This is a genomic window from Mesorhizobium sp. CA10 (genome assembly GCF_020165285.1).
In the GTDB taxonomy this organism is placed as follows: Bacteria; Pseudomonadota; Alphaproteobacteria; order Rhizobiales; family Rhizobiaceae; genus Mesorhizobium.
Window position 1 is genome coordinate 66,094 of sequence record NZ_JAIUHV010000015.1, and the last position, 16,332, is coordinate 82,425.

Annotated in this window: 18 protein-coding genes; 6 read left to right on the top strand and 12 right to left on the bottom strand. The window is 63.3% G+C overall.

The genetic code is table 11. The annotated features are described in order from the left end of the window. Positions 1-23: 23 nt before the first annotated feature. The 5 genes from kdsA to LB535_RS25365 all read right to left on the bottom strand — a co-directional run bounded on the left by kdsA (position 24) and on the right by LB535_RS25365 (position 3,796). Complete coding sequence (kdsA, locus tag LB535_RS25350) at positions 24-869, bottom strand: 3-deoxy-8-phosphooctulonate synthase (protein WP_224634148.1); 846 nt, start codon at positions 867-869, stop codon at positions 24-26. Beyond that, the gene (locus LB535_RS25355) at positions 866-1,738 is read right to left on the bottom strand and encodes a VOC family protein (protein ID WP_224634149.1); all 873 of its coding nucleotides are present in this window, start codon (positions 1,736-1,738) and stop codon (positions 866-868) included. Before LB535_RS25355 ends, kdsA begins: the two co-directional genes overlap by 4 nt. Before the next feature lie 70 nt (positions 1,739-1,808). Beyond that, positions 1,809-2,099: a Dabb family protein gene (locus LB535_RS25360; protein WP_224634150.1), complete on the bottom strand. Its 291-nt coding sequence runs from the start codon at positions 2,097-2,099 to the stop codon at positions 1,809-1,811. 102 nt (positions 2,100-2,201) lie between these two features. Beyond that, entirely contained in the window at positions 2,202-2,330 is a 129-nt protein-coding gene (locus LB535_RS28905) for a hypothetical protein (RefSeq protein WP_263481783.1), read from the bottom strand. Positions 2,331-2,530: 200 nt separating this feature from the next. Next, the gene (locus tag LB535_RS25365; protein WP_224634151.1) at positions 2,531-3,796 is read right to left on the bottom strand and encodes an NAD(P)/FAD-dependent oxidoreductase; all 1,266 of its coding nucleotides are present in this window, start codon (positions 3,794-3,796) and stop codon (positions 2,531-2,533) included. A 173-nt stretch (positions 3,797-3,969) separates the two neighbouring features. Between LB535_RS25365 and LB535_RS25370 the strand changes: the two genes are divergently transcribed. After that, positions 3,970-4,629 (top strand): 5-formyltetrahydrofolate cyclo-ligase, encoded by a 660-nt coding sequence (locus tag LB535_RS25370; protein WP_224634152.1) that lies wholly within the window; start codon positions 3,970-3,972, stop codon positions 4,627-4,629. Here LB535_RS25370 and LB535_RS25375 read toward each other — a convergent pair. Continuing rightward, the gene (locus LB535_RS25375; protein WP_040982960.1) at positions 4,626-5,099 is read right to left on the bottom strand and encodes an Lrp/AsnC family transcriptional regulator; all 474 of its coding nucleotides are present in this window, start codon (positions 5,097-5,099) and stop codon (positions 4,626-4,628) included. The genes LB535_RS25370 and LB535_RS25375 overlap by 4 nt on opposite strands. 206 nt (positions 5,100-5,305) lie before the next feature. Between LB535_RS25375 and ald the strand changes: the two genes are divergently transcribed. Beyond that, complete coding sequence (gene ald, locus LB535_RS25380; protein WP_224634153.1) at positions 5,306-6,421, top strand: alanine dehydrogenase; 1,116 nt, start codon at positions 5,306-5,308, stop codon at positions 6,419-6,421. A 431-nt stretch (positions 6,422-6,852) separates the two neighbouring features. Here the strand turns inward: ald and LB535_RS25385 are convergent, their stop codons facing one another. The 5 genes from LB535_RS25385 to LB535_RS25405 all read right to left on the bottom strand — a co-directional run bounded on the left by LB535_RS25385 (position 6,853) and on the right by LB535_RS25405 (position 10,645). Further along, on the bottom strand, positions 6,853-7,320 hold the full coding sequence (locus LB535_RS25385; protein ID WP_224634154.1) for a DUF1203 domain-containing protein: 468 nt from the start codon (positions 7,318-7,320) through the stop codon (positions 6,853-6,855). 102 nt (positions 7,321-7,422) lie between these two features. Beyond that, positions 7,423-7,986, bottom strand: a complete 564-nt coding sequence (locus tag LB535_RS25390; RefSeq protein WP_224634170.1) for a GNAT family N-acetyltransferase — start codon at positions 7,984-7,986, stop codon at positions 7,423-7,425. Then, complete coding sequence (gene sseA, locus LB535_RS25395; protein ID WP_224530111.1) at positions 7,986-8,837, bottom strand: 3-mercaptopyruvate sulfurtransferase; 852 nt, start codon at positions 8,835-8,837, stop codon at positions 7,986-7,988. The genes LB535_RS25390 and sseA overlap by 1 nt, the downstream gene beginning before the upstream one ends. A 30-nt stretch (positions 8,838-8,867) precedes the next feature. Then, entirely contained in the window at positions 8,868-9,611 is a 744-nt protein-coding gene (locus LB535_RS25400) for an alanyl-tRNA editing protein (RefSeq protein ID WP_224634171.1), read from the bottom strand. Further along, positions 9,611-10,645, bottom strand: a complete 1,035-nt coding sequence (locus LB535_RS25405) for a cysteine synthase A (RefSeq protein ID WP_095765481.1) — start codon at positions 10,643-10,645, stop codon at positions 9,611-9,613. Before LB535_RS25405 ends, LB535_RS25400 begins: the two co-directional genes overlap by 1 nt. A gap of 191 nt (positions 10,646-10,836) precedes the next feature. On the opposite strand from LB535_RS25405, the gene LB535_RS25410 reads away from it, so the two are divergent. Together LB535_RS25410 and LB535_RS25415 are read left to right on the top strand one after the other, a co-directional pair. Beyond that, entirely contained in the window at positions 10,837-11,685 is an 849-nt protein-coding gene (locus LB535_RS25410) for an SDR family NAD(P)-dependent oxidoreductase (RefSeq protein WP_095765482.1), read from the top strand. A gap of 69 nt (positions 11,686-11,754) precedes the next feature. Further along, entirely contained in the window at positions 11,755-12,744 is a 990-nt protein-coding gene (locus LB535_RS25415) for an alpha/beta hydrolase (RefSeq protein ID WP_224634155.1), read from the top strand. Between the two features lie 185 nt (positions 12,745-12,929). Here the strand turns inward: LB535_RS25415 and LB535_RS25420 are convergent, their stop codons facing one another. Then, positions 12,930-14,369 carry a DEAD/DEAH box helicase gene (locus LB535_RS25420; protein ID WP_224634156.1) on the bottom strand — a complete coding sequence of 480 codons (1,440 nt, stop codon included), beginning with the start codon at positions 14,367-14,369 and terminating at the stop codon, positions 12,930-12,932. A 40-nt stretch (positions 14,370-14,409) separates the two neighbouring features. Here LB535_RS25420 and LB535_RS25425 point away from each other — a divergent pair, with 40 nt between their 5' ends. Then, positions 14,410-14,751: a hypothetical protein gene (locus tag LB535_RS25425; RefSeq protein WP_224634157.1), complete on the top strand. Its 342-nt coding sequence runs from the start codon at positions 14,410-14,412 to the stop codon at positions 14,749-14,751. Positions 14,752-14,760: 9 nt separating this feature from the next. Next, positions 14,761-16,293, top strand: coding sequence for an acyl-CoA carboxylase subunit beta (locus LB535_RS25430; RefSeq protein ID WP_140542881.1), 1,533 nt, complete (start codon positions 14,761-14,763; stop codon positions 16,291-16,293). Positions 16,294-16,332: the final 39 nt, after the last annotated feature.

Genomic DNA, 16,332 nt, shown 5'->3' on the forward strand with positions numbered 1-16,332 from the left:
CGGATCGAGGTCCGCCGCTGGAATCAGTGGCCCTTGGCAATCCGATCAAAGGCCATGAGCTTTTCCAGCAACGCCGGCATGTCCTTGAGAGGCACCATGTTGGGGCCATCCGAAGACGTCGAATTGTCCGGGTCCTGATGGGTTTCGATGAAGACGCCGGCGACACCGACGGCAACGGCCGCGCGCGCGAGCGTCGCGACAAAGCGCCGTTCGCCGCCGGAGGAGCCGCCCTGCCCGCCCGGCTGCTGCACGGAATGGGTGGCATCGAAGATCACCGGGGCGCCGATCTCGGCCATGACCGGCAGCGCGCGCATGTCCGAGACCAGCGTGTTGTAGCCGAACGAGACGCCGCGCTCGGTGGTGAGCACATTCGGGTTGCCGGAGCCGGTGATCTTGGCGACGACGTTCTTCATGTCCCACGGCGCGAGGAACTGCCCCTTCTTCACGTTGATGACCTTGCCGGTCCTGGCGGCGGCGACCAGCATGTCAGTCTGGCGCGACAGGAAGGCGGGGATCTGCAGGACATCGACATGGGGTGCTACGATCGCGCATTGCTCCTCGTTGTGGACGTCAGTCAGCACAGGAAGGCCAAACTCCTTGCGCAGATCGTCGAAGATCGGCATCGCCGCATCGAGTCCCGCGCCGCGGGTCGCCGACAGCGAGGTGCGGTTGGCCTTGTCGTAACTGGTCTTGTAGACGAGGCCGATTCCCAGCCGTTCCGTCAGTTCCTTCAGCGCGCCGGCCATGTCGAAACCGTGCTGGCGCGATTCAAGCTGGCACGGGCCGGCGATCAGCGACAGCGGCGCATTGTTGGCGAAGACGACCTTGCCGACGGTTACCGATGAATTGGGCGCCAGGGGCTTGCTCATGGGATCTCCCGGAAGATGAAGGCGGCGCCCTGCCCGCGCGCCGGTGGAACGACGATGTCAGTGCCGCTCATGTCGTGATCGATGGCCCCGGCCGCAAGCGCGCGCGCCGCTGTAGCTTTGTCGCGGATCGAGAAAACAATCGCCTCAAACCGTAAATGCGGCGAAGGCTCGGCCGCCAGGCCGAAGCGCTGCGCGTAGGTTTCGGGCGTGACCACGCTCAAGATTGCATTCGGCAGCCGCACCATGTCGCCGTCTTCCTCCGACCCGGCGGCGATCGAGATCAATGCGATCTGTGCGGAAGGCACATCGCTGACGGCGATCACCTCGACGATGCCGGTCACGCCATTGGCATGCGCCTGCAGCGCCGTGCGATCGATCTTCGGCGGGTTCACGCGCTCGCAGGCGAAGAGGAAGGCGTCCGTCGCTCCCTTGCCGACCGCGAAGGCCAGCTTGAAGGATGCCGTGTCGCTCTTTCCGTTCGCATCTGTGAACGCGCGCCAGAAACGCAGCGTATCGCCGGCTGACAGATCGGCTTCGACAAAACGCATATGGTCGGCATCGGCATTGCCGGTTCCAAGCACGACGGCGGAAAAACCTTCCTCGCCCAGCCGCTCGCGATAAAGGCGGTCGCGCGTAATGAAAACATTGCCGGCCGCAATCGCTTGTCTTGCCGCCTGTTCATTTCCCACCGCCAGCGGCTCGAGATAGGTGCCGTCGGCGAAAAAAACGCAGGCATTCTCCGTGCCGAACGGGTGGATGCCCGTGGGGGCGACGACAAAGCCGAGCGAGGCCAGACGCGACCGCGCGGCATCGAGGCTCGGTGTCGGCAGCACGAGATGGTCAAGCGGATGGGCGGAGTTTCTGGTCATGCCGGCGCGGTGTGCCTCATTCCGGCCGGCTGTTCAAGAGCGGCGGCCCGACGGACCGTGCTCTGCCGCTTCAGGCAGTGGCCACGACATCGGCCGAATAGCGCAGTTCGCGCAGCGGCTTCACCTTGCTGGTTGTATCCGCATAGATCGGATGCGCCTTGTAAGCGGCAAGCGCCGCCTCGTCCTCGAACTCGGCATAGACGACGACATCGATCGCATTGGAGAACTGATCGACCTTGGTGTTGAGCGTCACCTCGAAATGCTTCGAGTGCGGAATCTTGCCGAGCGCCAGCAGGCCTGAGCGCACAGTCTCGACATCTTCCTTGCGCCGCGCGCTGAAGAAAACGATGTGCCGGATCAAGCCAGCCTCCCTGGTCTTCGCTTCAGCGGCGTTTTTGTGGGAGCAATGCCCAGGCGTCAACCGGCAACGATGTCGCGCCCGCGATGCGAAACCGGCGAGACCTTACCCGGTAACATAGCGCACGATGCGCGACACTTCCCGCACGGTCACATCGAGGTAGTGGCCGCGATTGTAGAGTCCGTCCCAGAACAGGAAGAAGGTGATGGAGGCGATGACGATCACATAACGCATGGCTAAAACTATCCCATGCGGACGGCCTGAACCAGAGGGGGGAGCGACGGCAGTCGTTCCAGTTAACCGCTTTTTGCCTGCAACGGCGCCTGCGCAAGAGGGCCTGGCCGCAGAGTGCGAAGCCACGCTCTTGAGGCGACGGAATGAAACCGCGATCGGCCATCAAGCATCTCCGCTGCCCGGAGGCGGCGGCCCGGGAATCAGCTTTTGTCGTCGTCGCCCTGCGTGATCAGGCGCGCGCTGCGCTGGCCCGTAAAGTATATCCATAGCCAGCTAAGCGAGACCGCCAGGCGGTTGCGGAAATCGATCAGGAAATAGATGTGCGCTATGCCCCAGAGCCACCAGGCGAGCCAGCCGGTGAGCTTGATCCAGCCGAAATCGATTGCCGCGGCGCGCTTGCCGATCGTCGCCAGATCGCCGTCATGACGGTATTGGAAAGGACGCATCGCCGTGTCGCCTGCGAGCCGCGCCTTGATCGTCGCGGCAACATGCTTGCCCTCCTGCTTGGCGGAGGGCGCCACACCCGGCACCGGCTTCCCATCCGGCCGCAGCACATGCGCGGTGTCGCCGATGACGAAAATGTCGGGACTGCCCGGCACGGTGAGGTCGGGTTCGACGACTACCCTGCCCGCCCGGTCGGCCGGCGCTCCCAGCCATTCGGCCGCCGGCGAAGCGGCAACGCCAGCCGCCCAGATGATCGTCCTTGCCGGCAAGCGCGTGTCGCCGAAGACGACACCTTCGGCATCGAGGTGCGTGACCGGACGCCCGAGCTCGACGGTGACGCCCAGCCGTTCCAGCGCCTTGCGGGCATAGTCGGAAAGCTGCGGCGCGAAATTGGCCAGGATCCGGTCGCCGGCTTCGATCAGCACGACGCGCGCCTGGCTTGGGTCGATGTTGCGGAACTCGCCGCGCAACGTGTCATGCGCGAGCTCGACAATGGTACCGGCGAGCTCGACACCGGTCGGCCCGCCGCCGACGATGGCCAGAGTCAGCAGCGCCTGGCGCTTGGCCGGATCGGTTTCGCGCTCGGCCTGCTCGAAAGCGAGCAGGATACGGCGCCGGATCGTCGTGGCATCCTCAAGCGTCTTCAGACCCGGCGCGAACGGCTCCCATTCGTCATGGCCGAAATAGGCGTGGCGGGCGCCGGTGGCGAGCACCAGCGTGTCATAGGGGATCGAACTGCCGTCCTCGAGCAGCACGCGCTTGCCGGCGCGGTCGACGCCGATGACATTGCCGAGAAGCGTTGTCACGTCCTTGCGCCTGCGCAGAAGATGGCGGATCGGCCAGGCGACTTCCGAGGTCGCCAGCGACGTCGTCGCCACCTGGTAAAGCAGCGGTTGGAAGAGATGGTGGTTGCGCTTGTCGATCATGGTGATGCGCACGGGAGCTCCCGCCAGCGCGCGCGTGAGTTCGAGGCCGCCGAAGCCGGCGCCGACGACAACGACTTGATGCTCGGTTTCGCTCATTTCATTCCACCTCGCCAAAGTGCAATCCTACCGATGATGTAAGTATTTTTGTGCACTGCAACAATATTGCGCATGGCAACGGTCATGCCCGGGAGTCGTCGTGCGGCGTCGTGAATGCACATGCGGTCGCACAGGTGCGAGTATAGCGTGAAACAAAACGACAGGAGCCAAGCATGGCTGACAAACACGACGACGAAGGCCCGGCCCAATACGCCTCACCGCCCTGTTTCATGCACGAGCTCGACCCGGAATACCGGGAACCGCTCTCCGACTGGACGGATGTTCGGAGATGGCGCAAGGCCGAGCGTGAGCGGCTCATCACCGGGCGCCTCGCCGTTTCAGCCGATGCGCGCGCCGCGATGTCGGCACGCATCGCGGAAGGCCTCGACGCGCTGATCGGCGACATAGCCGGCCGGATGGTAAGCCTCTACTGGCCATTTCGCGGCGAGCCGGATCTGCGTGGCTGGATGGCCTCGATCAACGAGCGCGGTGGGCAAACCGCGCTGCCCGTCGTCATCGAGAAGGGGCAGCCGCTGGTGTTTCGCGCCTACAAACAGGGCGACCGGCTGGAAAAGGGCGTGTGGAACATTCCGATCCCGGCCGAGGGCGACCCGGTGCTGCCCGACATCGTGATCTCGCCGATCGTCGGCATCGATCCGGGTAACTATCGGCTGGGTTATGGCGGCGGCTTTTACGATCGCACGCTTGCCGCAATGCCGTTCAGGCCGCTGGTGATCGGCGTCGGCTACGAATTGCAGCGCATCCCAACCATCTACCCGCAGCCGCACGATATCCCAATGACGACTGTGGTGACCGAAGCCGCAGCGGTTTAAGCCATCTCAGGCCGCAGCCCGACCGCCGTGCGATCGACGATCTCGCGCAGCGCGAAGGACGAGTTGATCTTGGTCACGTGCGGCATGGCCGACAGCCATTCCTTGTGGATGCGCTCATAGTCGACGAGATCCTTCGCCGCGATGCGCAGGATGTAGTCGTATTCGCCCGACATCAGATGGCAGGAGAGCACGTTCGGGCAGCGCTTGATCGCCGCCTCGAAATCCGACAGCGTCTTTTCGAATTGCCCCGACAGCGATATGTGCACGATCGCCGTCATCTGGTGGCCGAGCGCGGAATTGGACAGCCGCGCGTGATACCCGCGGATGGTTCCGGACTTCTCCAGATTGTCGAGCCGGCGCGAACAGGCCGATTGGGAAAGGCCTACCTTCTCCGCGAGCGCCGCATTGGGGATCCGGCCATCCTTCTGCAAAGTCTCCAGAATGGCGATATCAATCCTGTCGAGCCGCATTTTTCGTGGTTCCTGCGAATTTCAAGTCATTTTGCGCAACGATTATCGAAGAGCGACCGTTGCCGCAAGTGCATTCGCAAACACATACGGAGCGATTCGTGGTTGACTGCGGTTACTGCGTGTCCACCCTCCGCATTTTCGACCCGGTGACATGCACGAGCGACAGTGAGAGCGCCCCCCGAAGGGCGCGGACAGGGAGAAGAAAAATGCGTGTCGGCTGCCCCAAGGAAATCAAGAACCATGAATATCGCGTCGGCCTGACGCCGGGCTCGGTCCGCGAATATGTCGCGCATGGCCATGAAGTGCTGGTCGAGACCGGTGCTGGCGCCGGCATCGGCGCCGACGACAACGCCTATCGCGCCGCCGGCGCCACTATCGCCAAGACGGCCGCCGACGTGTTCGCCAAGTCCGACATGATCGTCAAGGTCAAGGAACCGCAGCCAAACGAATGGGTCCAGCTGCGCGACGGCCAAATCCTCTACACCTATCTTCATCTGGCTCCGGATCCGGAGCAGACCAAGGGTCTTCTTGGCTCGGGCGTCACCGCGATCGCCTATGAGACCGTGACCGACGACCGCGGCGGCCTGCCGCTGCTCGCGCCGATGTCGGAAGTCGCCGGCCGCCTGTCGATCCAGGCCGGCGCGACTGCGCTGCAGAAGGCCAATGGCGGCCGCGGCGTGCTGCTCGGCGGTGTGCCCGGCGTGCTGCCCGGCAAGGTCACGGTGCTCGGCGGCGGCGTCGTCGGCCTGCATGCGGCCAAGATGGCGGCCGGCCTCGGCGCCGACGTCACCATTATCGACCGTTCGATCCCGCGGCTGCGCCAGCTCGACGACATTTTTGGCGGTCGCGTCCACACACGCTACTCGACCGTCGAAGCGCTGGAGGAAGAATGCTTCTCGGCCGACGTCGTCATCGGCGCCGTGCTGATCCCGGGCGCCGCCGCGCCCAAGCTCGTCACCCGCGAAATGCTTTCCGGCATGAAGAAGGGCTCGGTGCTGGTCGACGTCGCGATCGACCAAGGCGGTTGCTTCGAGACCTCGCATGCCACGACACACGCCGATCCGACCTATGAGGTCGACGGCGTGATCCACTATTGCGTCGCAAACATGCCTGGCGCCGTGCCGGTCACTTCGGCGCACGCGCTCAACAACGCGACGCTGCACTATGGCCTGCAGCTCGCCGACAAGGGCCTCAAGGCGCTGGTCGACGACCACCATTTGCGTAACGGCCTCAATGTTCATAAGGGCAAGATCACCAACCGCGCCGTCGCTGAGGCGCTCGGCCACGAAATGGTCGAACCGAAGGCGGTCCTTGCCGCCTGATCATTCGCAACGATTTCCTTCAGTCGCCCGCCGGGTCATTCCGGCGGGCTTTTTCTTGCGCGGAAACTGCGCTTCCGTCGAAAAATCCGGTCAACAAAAAAGCGGAGCAAAAAGCCCCGCTTCCTCGACTGTCGCGATCTGCCGCCGGTCCATCCGCGGTCGACACATCGCAACCGCTGCGTTTTAGCGCAGTAGTACGACGATAATACGACGGTCTTGAAAATGCGCTTCTTTTCGTTCTTCCGCCATTATGCGGCCTTGTGTGAAATGCTTCACATTCGCTCGACGAGAAAGCTGCCTAGAGACGGACCGTTACTGGCGGTCTGAGCTGCTTGCCGGGTCGGGCAAGTCCGGCCCGGACGGCACTGGCCCGACAGCTTCTGTCAGACCCTCCAACGGCCCGCCCGACCATCGGCGGGCTTCTTTTTTGGTCATGCCCGCTCGATGCGGCATTGATAGCAATTGTTGCGGGCCGAGCGGACATGGATGTAGGCGATGTCGTCGCGCCCAAACAGCGTCCGCGCGCGGGCGGCAATCTCGCTGGTCGGCGTGACGGCGCCGCTGCCATAAACGATGCGATCGTCCCTGCCGTAACCCCTGACGATATAGTCGCTGCTTTCGAGCATCTCCGGCAGCGCATCCCCTTCGGCTGCGCGCTCGCATTCCTGGGCATGCAGGAAGATCGGGCCGGTTTCTGCATAGGGCTGCAGTTCTGGAAACGGGCGGTAGGCAACGATCAGATAGCCGTCACCCTCGGCGACGTTCCTGAGGCAATGCCTGCATGGCACGCCGTCACCGTCGGAGATGCGGTGCTCCGGGGTGCGGCCGTAGGCATCGGGCCCTCCCCGCTGCAGAGCGCGCACGGCTTCGGTCGGCAAGGCTTTGAACTGGATGCTCATGGCGAAATCTCCGTGTCGATGTTCGGAAATTATGCCTTGGCGACAATGCCTCCCACCCGATTCCTGACTGGCGGAACCGTTCTCACCAGTCCTGGAATTGCTCTAGTCTCGCATGACGCTGGCCGAGCGCTCGGCGAAGGTCAGCGGATGCACGACCTCCCTCTTCTGCGCCACCGGCGTGAAGCCGAGCTTCTGGTAGAGCGGCAGAGCCGCCGGATGGTCGAGGGTACAGGTCTGCACGGTGACGCGCCTTGGCCCATGCGCCCAGGCGGCCGAGATCGCGGCGCCGAGGAACCAGCGACCGATGCCCTGACCATGCGCATGCTCCATCATGCCGAAATAGGCGAGCTCCACCTCGTCAGGCAGATGCGGCTTCAGGTCGAAGAAACCGGCGGGAGCGCCGTCGAGATAGAGCACGCGGATGTCGCGGTCCTCGCGGTGCAAGCCGGCGGCAAGCTCCTCGTCGCTCAGCCTCAGCACGTTGACCCAATGCCATTTGCGCCCGACGCGATCCATCAGATAGCGGTAGAAATGGAGCGGGATATCTTTCGTCTTCAGCAGCGCGATCTGGCGATTGTAGGGGATCGGCGGTGAAACCGCCGGCGCCGCATGCATCTCCAGGAAAGTGACCGTGACATCGATATCTTGCAGCGCGCCGTTTTCCATCATTCTTTCCCCGTCACCACCGGTGTGTCGCTGAGACTGCCCCACTCAGCCCAGGATCCATCGTAAAGCCGGTTGTCGGTGTGGCCGAGCGTCTCGAGCGCCAGCGTGATCGCCGCCGCCGTGATGCCCGAGCCGCAGGACGTGACAACGGGCTTCGAGAGGTCGATGCCGGCATCCTCGATCACCTTGCGCAGACGGTCCTTGGGCAGCAGCTCGCCATTCTCGGCTAGCGCCGTGACCGGAACATTACGCGCACCCGGCATATGGCCCGAACGGACGCCCGGACGCGGCTCCGGATCGGTTCCGGCAAAGCGGCCGGCCGAGCGCGCGTCGGCGATCTGGCTCTCATGGCTGCCGACGATCCTGCGCATCTCGTCGAGGCCGACAACACGTCCGGCATCGAAATCGGCATAAAAGACACTCGGCGCGATTTTTGTCGGCTCGGCCGTCACAGGTCGCCCCTCGGCCTTCCAGCGATCGATGCCGCCGTTCAGGATGTAGACCTGGAACACGCCCATGACGCGGAACATCCACCAGGCGCGCGGTGCCGAGAACAGGCCGGGCCCGTCATAGACGACGATGGTGTCGTCAGCCGAAACGCCCATGGCGCCGACATATTGGGCGAAGTGCTGCGGCGATGCCAATGTGTGCGGCAGTTTCGAATCCGGATCGGACACCGCATCCTGGTCGAGGAAGCGCGCTCCAGGAATGTGGGCGGCATCGTATTCGGCCCGGGCGTCGCGCTTTTGCGCCGGCAGATACCAGGAGGCGTCGATGATGGTGAGACCCGGCTCGCCAAGTCGCTTTTCCAGCCAATCGGCGTCGACGATGAAGGGACTGTCCTGCGCCATTTTATTCTCCTGCCCCGCCCAGCTTTAACGTCAGTTCGCCGGCATCGGTCCGAATCGGATGCGGAAGCGCCGGTTCTCGCGGCCTTTCTTCTCGATCTTGCCGATATGAATCTCGCCAACCTCGCCGGTCGACCTCACATGCGTTCCGCCGCATGGCTGGCTGTCGATCGAGCCGTCCTCGCCGATGCAGACCAGGCGGATCTTGCCGGTGCCGACCGGTGGGCGGACGTTCTTCGATTTGACCAGGCCGGGATTGGCGGCGAGTTCCTCGTCGGTGATCAGCCGGGTGAAGATCGGATGATCGGCGCGCACCAGCTCCATCAGCCTCGCCGTCACATCCTCCTTGGTGAAGCCGGCGTCGGGAATGTCGAAGTCGACGCGGCTGTCGTCCTCTGCGACCGCTGCCCCGGTGATTGGGAAAGGGCAAACGACAGTCAGCAGGTGACAGGCGGAGTGCATGCGCATCAGGAGGTGCCGCCGCTCCCAGTCGATCAGGAGTTTCAGCTTTTCGCCGACCGCGGGCAGCGCCTGCTCCGGCGCCGGCACATGGACGATCTCGTCCTTGGTCTCGCCGGTGATGGTGGCGGCGATCGCGATGCGGTCGCCATCGGCGCGCTCAAATATCCCGGTGTCGCCCGGCTGCCCACCGGACGTTGCATAAAAGACTGTCCGATCGAGAAGGATGCCGCCACGATCGTTGATCGCGACGACCTCGGCCTCCGCCGTCTTCTGATAGGCGTCGTCGCGAAACCGCGCCTCGGTTTTGTACGCCATCATGCCACCTTTTCGAACGGCACTGAAATATCGGCTTTTTCTTCCATCCAGCCCGGCACCGGAAGGTTCTTGCCGCGCAGGAACTCCGGATTGAAGAGCTTGGCCTGGTAGCGCGTGCCGTAGTCGGCCAGGATCGTCACGATGGTGTGGCCGGGTCCGAGCTCGCGCGCCAGCCGGACGGCGCCGGCGATGTTGATGCCGGTCGAGCCGCCGACGCAGAGCCCCTCTTCCTGGATCAGGTCGAAAATGATGGGCAACGCTTCCTCGTCCGGGATCTGGTAGGAGAAATCCGGCGTGAAGTCTTCCAGATTGGCGGTGATGCGGCCCTGGCCGATACCTTCGGTGATCGAGCTGCCATCGGATTTCAGCTCACCGCTGGTGTAGAAACTGTAGAGGGCGGCACCCAGCGGGTCGGCGAGCGCGATCTTGACGTCCTTGCTCTTGCCCTTGAGCCCGAGCGCGACACCCGCAAGCGTGCCGCCGGAGCCGACGGCCGAGACGAAGCCATCGATCTTGCCGCCGGTCTGAGCCCATATCTCCTGGGCAGTCGTGCGGACATGGCCGTCGCGATTGGCGACATTGTCGAACTGGTTGGCCCAGATCGCGCCGTTCGGCTCCGAGCGCGCCAGTTGCTCGGCAAGGCGGCCGGACAGTTTTATGTAATTGTTGGCGTTTTTGTAGGGCACCGCCGGCACTTCGATCAGCTCCGCGCCCAGGATCTTGATCGTGTCCTTCTTTTCCTGGCTCTGCGTGTCGGGGATGACGATGACGGTGCGGTAGCCAAGCGCCTTGGCGACCAACGTCAAACCGATGCCGGTGTTGCCGGCAGTGCCTTCGACGATTAGCCCCCCGGGCTTGAGCAGGCCGCGCTGCTCGGCATCGCGGATGATGAAAAGGCCGGCCCGATCCTTTACCGATTGCCCCGGATTCATGAACTCGGCTTTGCCGAGGATCTCACAGCCGGTCGCTTCCGAAGCCTTGTTGAGCCGGATCAGGGGCGTGTTGCCGATCGCTTCGATCACAGAACGGGGCATGCGGGATTCCTTTATGTGTGCGGCGAGACCCTAAAAACCGGACGCCCCGGTTTCAAGGTAAGATTTTGTCTGGTCCAGTCGCATTCTGGACGCTGCAATGCTTGCGATCATTTCAACGGCAAGCGCAAAAGCGCTCTTTTCATTCGATTTCTTCGCCGCTACAGCAAGCCCGAACATTCGCAGGACATCGCATGACACTCTACCGGGCCAATCCGAAGGACGGTGTCGCCTGGATCACGGGCGGCAGCAGCGGGCTTGGCCGCGCGTTGGCCAAGGATCTTGCCAATCAAGGCTATGCCGTCGCGGTGACCTCTCTGCCCGAAGATCCGGCCGACACGCTGGTCGTCGAAACGGCGCAAATGTCCGGACATGTGAAATCCTTTCCCTGCGACGTCACCGACGAGCAGGGCATGGCGCGTACGGCCGCCGCAATCGAGGAGCAGATGGGGCCCATCGTGCTTGCCGTCTTCAACGCCGGCAACTACATCGCCACCCCCGGCGAGAATCTGGTTGTGCGCGATTTCCACCGCTCCTTCGCCGTGAACTATTTCGGCATCGTCAACGGCGTGGTGCCTGTCGTCGAGCATATGCGCGTGCGCGGACGCGGCCATATCGTTCTGGTGGGATCGGTCACCGCTTATTCGGGCTGGCCGACCACGGCGGCCTATGGCGGCACCAAGGCCGCGATCAACATCCTGGCGGAGTCGCTGAAATACGATTTCGACAAGATGAATATCCGCATCCAGGTCATCAACCCAGGCTTCGTCGACACGCCGCTGACGGAAAAGAACAAGCTGCCGATGCCGGGCCTCATGCCTGTGCATCGCGCGTCGCGCCGCATGGCTCGCGGCATCCGGAAGGGCGGCTTCGAAGTCACCTTCCCGTACCACATAAGCTTGCCGTTGAAGGTGCTCGGCCTGTTGCCGCGGCCGATCGGCCGCTTCGTCATCGGGCTCACCACCCACTGGTGGGGACGGCCATTGCATTTCGATCGCAGGCTGCCTGGCGACAAGAACCCATCCCGCGACAAGGCGGCATAAACCGGCGAAACGGCGATTGCCTGCCGGCGGGTACGGCCATAGGTTGAGAATCATTGCTTGGAGACTGTAATGGGGCGGCGGATCGTGCTGACGGTGCTTGGCCTTGCAGTCGTCCTGATAGCCGTTTTCTTCCTCGGTCCACGCGTGCCGGTCGACACCACAATCCGGTTCAATCCGTCGGCGATCGGCGACGATCCGCAGGCCTATCTGGCGCGCGAAGAGGCTGCCATGCCCAACATCCGCGACGGCCTCGACAAGGAGATCATCTGGGCGAACCCGATGGTCCATGCCAAGACGCCCTTGGCCATCGTCTATATCCATGGCTTTTCCGCCTCGAAGGGCGAGGTCCGCCCCTTGCCGGACGACATTGCGGATGAATTGGAGGCCAACCTCTTCTACACGCGCCTGACCGGCCACGGCCAGGACAGCGCGGCCATGGCGCAAGGCAGCGTCAATGCCTGGGTCAACGACTATGAGGAGGCTTTGGCCATCGGCCGTGCCATCGGTGACAAGGTGATCGTCATCGGGACCTCGACCGGCGGCTCGCTGGCGGCATGGGCCGCAACGCGGCCTGGAGCATCTGACGGCGTCGCTGCTATCGCATTCATATCGCCGAATTTCGGCGTCAAGGCCTCCGGCGCCGAGGTTCTCACCATGCCCTGGGGCCGGCAGATCGCCGAGCTTGTCGGTGGCAAGGAGCGCAGTTTCCCTGCCCGCAACGCGCTGCACGAGAAATTCTGGACCACCAAATATCCCATGAGGTCGGTGCTGCCGATGGCGGCGCTCACCAATCTCGCCTATGAGGCGCCGGTCGAGAAGGCGAAAATCCCTGCCCTCTTCATCTTCTCGGATTCCGACAAGGTGGTGCGGCCGGACCGGACGCGTGAGATCGCCGAGCGTTGGGGCGGTCCGCACGAGCTGGTGCCGGTCGACGATACCGGCGATCCGGACAATCACGTCATCGCCAGCGATGTGCTGTCGCCGCAGACCACAGCCTTCCTCACCCAGCGTATCGTGGTGTGGGTGAAGGCGCTGATGCAACAGCAGTCGGGTCAGTGAAATCAGGCCAGTGAAATGAAAACGGCCGAAGCATCGCTCCGGCCGTTCCTGTTCGCGTGGTTCTGCTAGAGCATGATGCCGAAAAGTCTGGAGCGGTTTTCGGACGACATCATGCTCTATGTCTTTGATTTAGAGCCGGATTCAGATTTCAGCTCGACTCGACCTGAAATCATCCGGCTCTAGGCTCAGGCGGCCCGGTTCGCCGGACGCTTGCCGCCAAAGCGGCGCTTGTTGTTACCCTTGAAGCGCTTGAAGCCGTCGGGCTTGCTCGAGCCATTCGGCTTGGCCGCGGCCAGGCGTTCGCCCTGCGGCTTCGGAGCGCGCTCGCCGTGAGGCTTGCCGCCGAAACGCTTGTTGTCGCTACCGTTGCCCGGGCGGCGGCCATCGCGACGGGCGCCGTGATGCTCGCGGTCATTGGCCAGTTCGAAATGACGCTCGGTCTTTTCCCTGGGGTCGCGCTGCGGATCCGGGCTGCCGAGATGGTCGGCGACGACCGGCAGCTTCATGCGGATGATGCGCTCGACCTGCCGCAGCTTGGCGTTTTCCGAAGGATCGCACAGCGTGATCGCAATACCGTCCCTGCCGTTGCGGCCGGTGCGGCCGATACGATGGACATAGCTCTCCGCTTCGTCAGGCAAGTCGAAATTCACGACATGGCTGATGCCGGGCACGTCGATGCCGCGCGCCGCGATATCGGTCGCGACCAGGATGCGCACCGAGCCGTCGCGGAAATCGTTGAGCGCCTTCTGGCGCGCGTTCTGCGACTTGTTGCCGTGGATGACGGCCGCCTCGAAACCGTCACGGGCAAGGTCCTTGGTGACGCGGTCGGCACCATGCTTAGTGCGCGAGAACACGATCACCGAACGCATCGCCTCGTCGGCCAGCATCTTGGACAGCACCTGGCGCTTCTGCTTGGTGCGGGCGAGCACCAAGCTCTGCACGATCTCGACCGCAGCGGTGCTTTGCGGCGAGACTTCGATACGGACGGGGTTCTTCAGCAAGCCCTTGGCAAGCTCCGCGATTTCATCGGGCATGGTGGCCGAGAACAGTGCCGTCTGGCGGTCCGGCGCAGTCGCCTTGGCGATACGCTTGACGTCGTTGATGAAGCCCATGTCGAGCATGCGGTCGCCCTCGTCGAGCACCAGCCATTTGGTGTCGGCAAGGATGAGGTCGCCCTCACGCACCAGGTCGGTCAGGCGGCCCGGCGTGGCGATCAGAATGTCGACGCCGGGCGCAACCTTTTTCACCTGGCTGAAGCGCGAGACGCCGCCGAGCACCAGCGCGGTCGAGACATGCGCGCCTTTAGCGAGGATCTTGATGGTGTCCTCGATCTGCACGGCTAGCTCTCGCGTCGGCGCCAGGATGAGCGCCCGCGTCGTCTTCGGCCGGCGCTTGGTGCCGAGGCCGATGATCTTCGAGAGAATCGGCAGCGCGAAGGCCGCCGTCTTGCCCGAACCGGTCTGGGCGATACCGAAAATATCGCGCCCCTCGAGCTGCGGCGGGATCGCCTGCATCTGGATCGGCTTCGGATCGGTGAAGCCGGCGGCATGGGTCGCCTTGAGCAGCGCGCCGGAAATCCCAAGTGCTGCGAAACCGTTCAGTTCCGCTGTGTTTTCGTTGGTCAAAATAATCTTCTTTCACGCGGCCTTGTGGCCGCAAACATCAATGGCGGCAGGGCGCAACCTGCCGTCGGATAAATTGTCATGGAACGACAAGGCGGCGGACAATCGTCCGCGCGGCTGCGCTGTCGTGCCCGCAGGCATCATGCCTCGGGGCTTTTTCGCCAGCTTGCCGATCGACCAGGGCCGATTTGCCGGAAAGAGGGAAAACAGACGCAACCAGTCTCATTCGTCGAGAAGGCCGGATATCCCGGCCCAAGCGCCTATGCCGCTGCATATGGCTGAGTTCGTCCCGAAATGCAAGGGGCGTCATGTTGCGGTGCAGCAAAACAGAGGTTCTTGCGCTCCCCTGCCGGCGCGATTACCACAAATTACCTATTGGTTTTGAGGACTAGCGATGAAAGACGTGCTGAAGGAACTCGAGCGCCGCCGCGAGATTGCCCGGATGGGCGGCGGCAAGGACCGCATCGAGGCGCAGCACAAGAAGGGCAAGCTCACTGCGCGCGAGCGTATCGAGATCTTCCTCGACGAGGGCTCGTTCGAAGAGTTCGACATGTATGTCGAGCATCGTTCGACCGATTTCGGCATGGAGAAGACCAAGATCGCCGGCGATGGCGTCGTCACCGGCTGGGGCACGGTCAATGGGCGCCCGGTCTATATCTTCGCCAAGGATTTCACCGTGTTCGGCGGCTCGCTGTCGGAAGCGCATGCCGAGAAGGTCATCAAAGTCCAGGAGATGGCTCTGCGCAATCGCGCGCCGATCATCGGCCTCTACGACGCCGGCGGCGCACGTATCCAGGAAGGCGTGGCGGCGCTTGGCGGCTATGCCGAGATATTCCAGCGCAATGTGCTCGCCTCCGGCGTCATCCCGCAAATCTCGCTGATCATGGGTCCCTGCGCCGGCGGTGACGTCTACTCGCCCGCCATGACCGATTTCATCTTCATGGTGCGCGACACCTCCTACATGTTCGTCACCGGACCGGACGTGGTGAAGACCGTGACCAACGAGACGGTGACCGCGGAAAGTCTCGGCGGCGCAAGCGTGCACACCACCAAATCCTCCATCGCCGATGGCGCCTATGACAATGACGTCGAGGCGCTGCTGCAGATGCGCCGGCTGGTCGATCTTCTGCCGGCGTCGAACACAGCCGAGATTCCCGAGATCGAGTGCTACCAGTCGGTGACGGATCACGACCTGTCGCTCGACCGGCTGATCCCCGACAATGCCAACAAGCCCTACGACATCAAGGAGTTGATCCTGAAGGTCGCGGACGAAGGCGATTTCTTCGAGATCCAGCAGAGTTTCGCCAAGAACATCGTCACCGGCTTCGGCCGCGTCGAGGGCCGCACGGTCGGTTTCGTCGCCAACCAGCCGATGGTGCTGGCCGGCGTGCTCGATTCCGACGCCAGCCGCAAGGCCGCGCGCTTCGTGCGCTTCTGCGATTGTTTTTCAATTCCCATCGTCACCTTCGTCGACGTGCCAGGCTTCCTGCCGGGCACCGCGCAGGAATATGGCGGGCTAATCAAGCATGGCGCCAAACTGCTCTTCGCCTATGCCGAGGCGACCGTGCCGAAGATCACCGTCATCACCCGCAAGGCTTATGGCGGCGCCTATGACGTGATGGCTTCGAAGCATTTGCGCGGCGACATGAACTATGCCTGGCCGACGGCGCAGATCGCGGTGATGGGCGCCAGGGGCGCGGTCGAGATCATCTATCGCAAGGATATCGGCGACCCCGAGAAAATCGCCGCCCATACAAAGACTTACGAGGACCGCTTCCTGTCGCCCTTCGTCGCCGCCGAACGCGGCTATGTCGACGAGGTGATCATGCCCCACTCGACCCGGCGCCGCGTCGCGCGGGCGTTGCGCATGCTGCGCAACAAGGACATGCAGAACCCCTGGAAGAAGCACGACAACATTCCGCTGTGAAAGACCTCCCGCCAGCCGAAGGGACAACCGCTAACATGA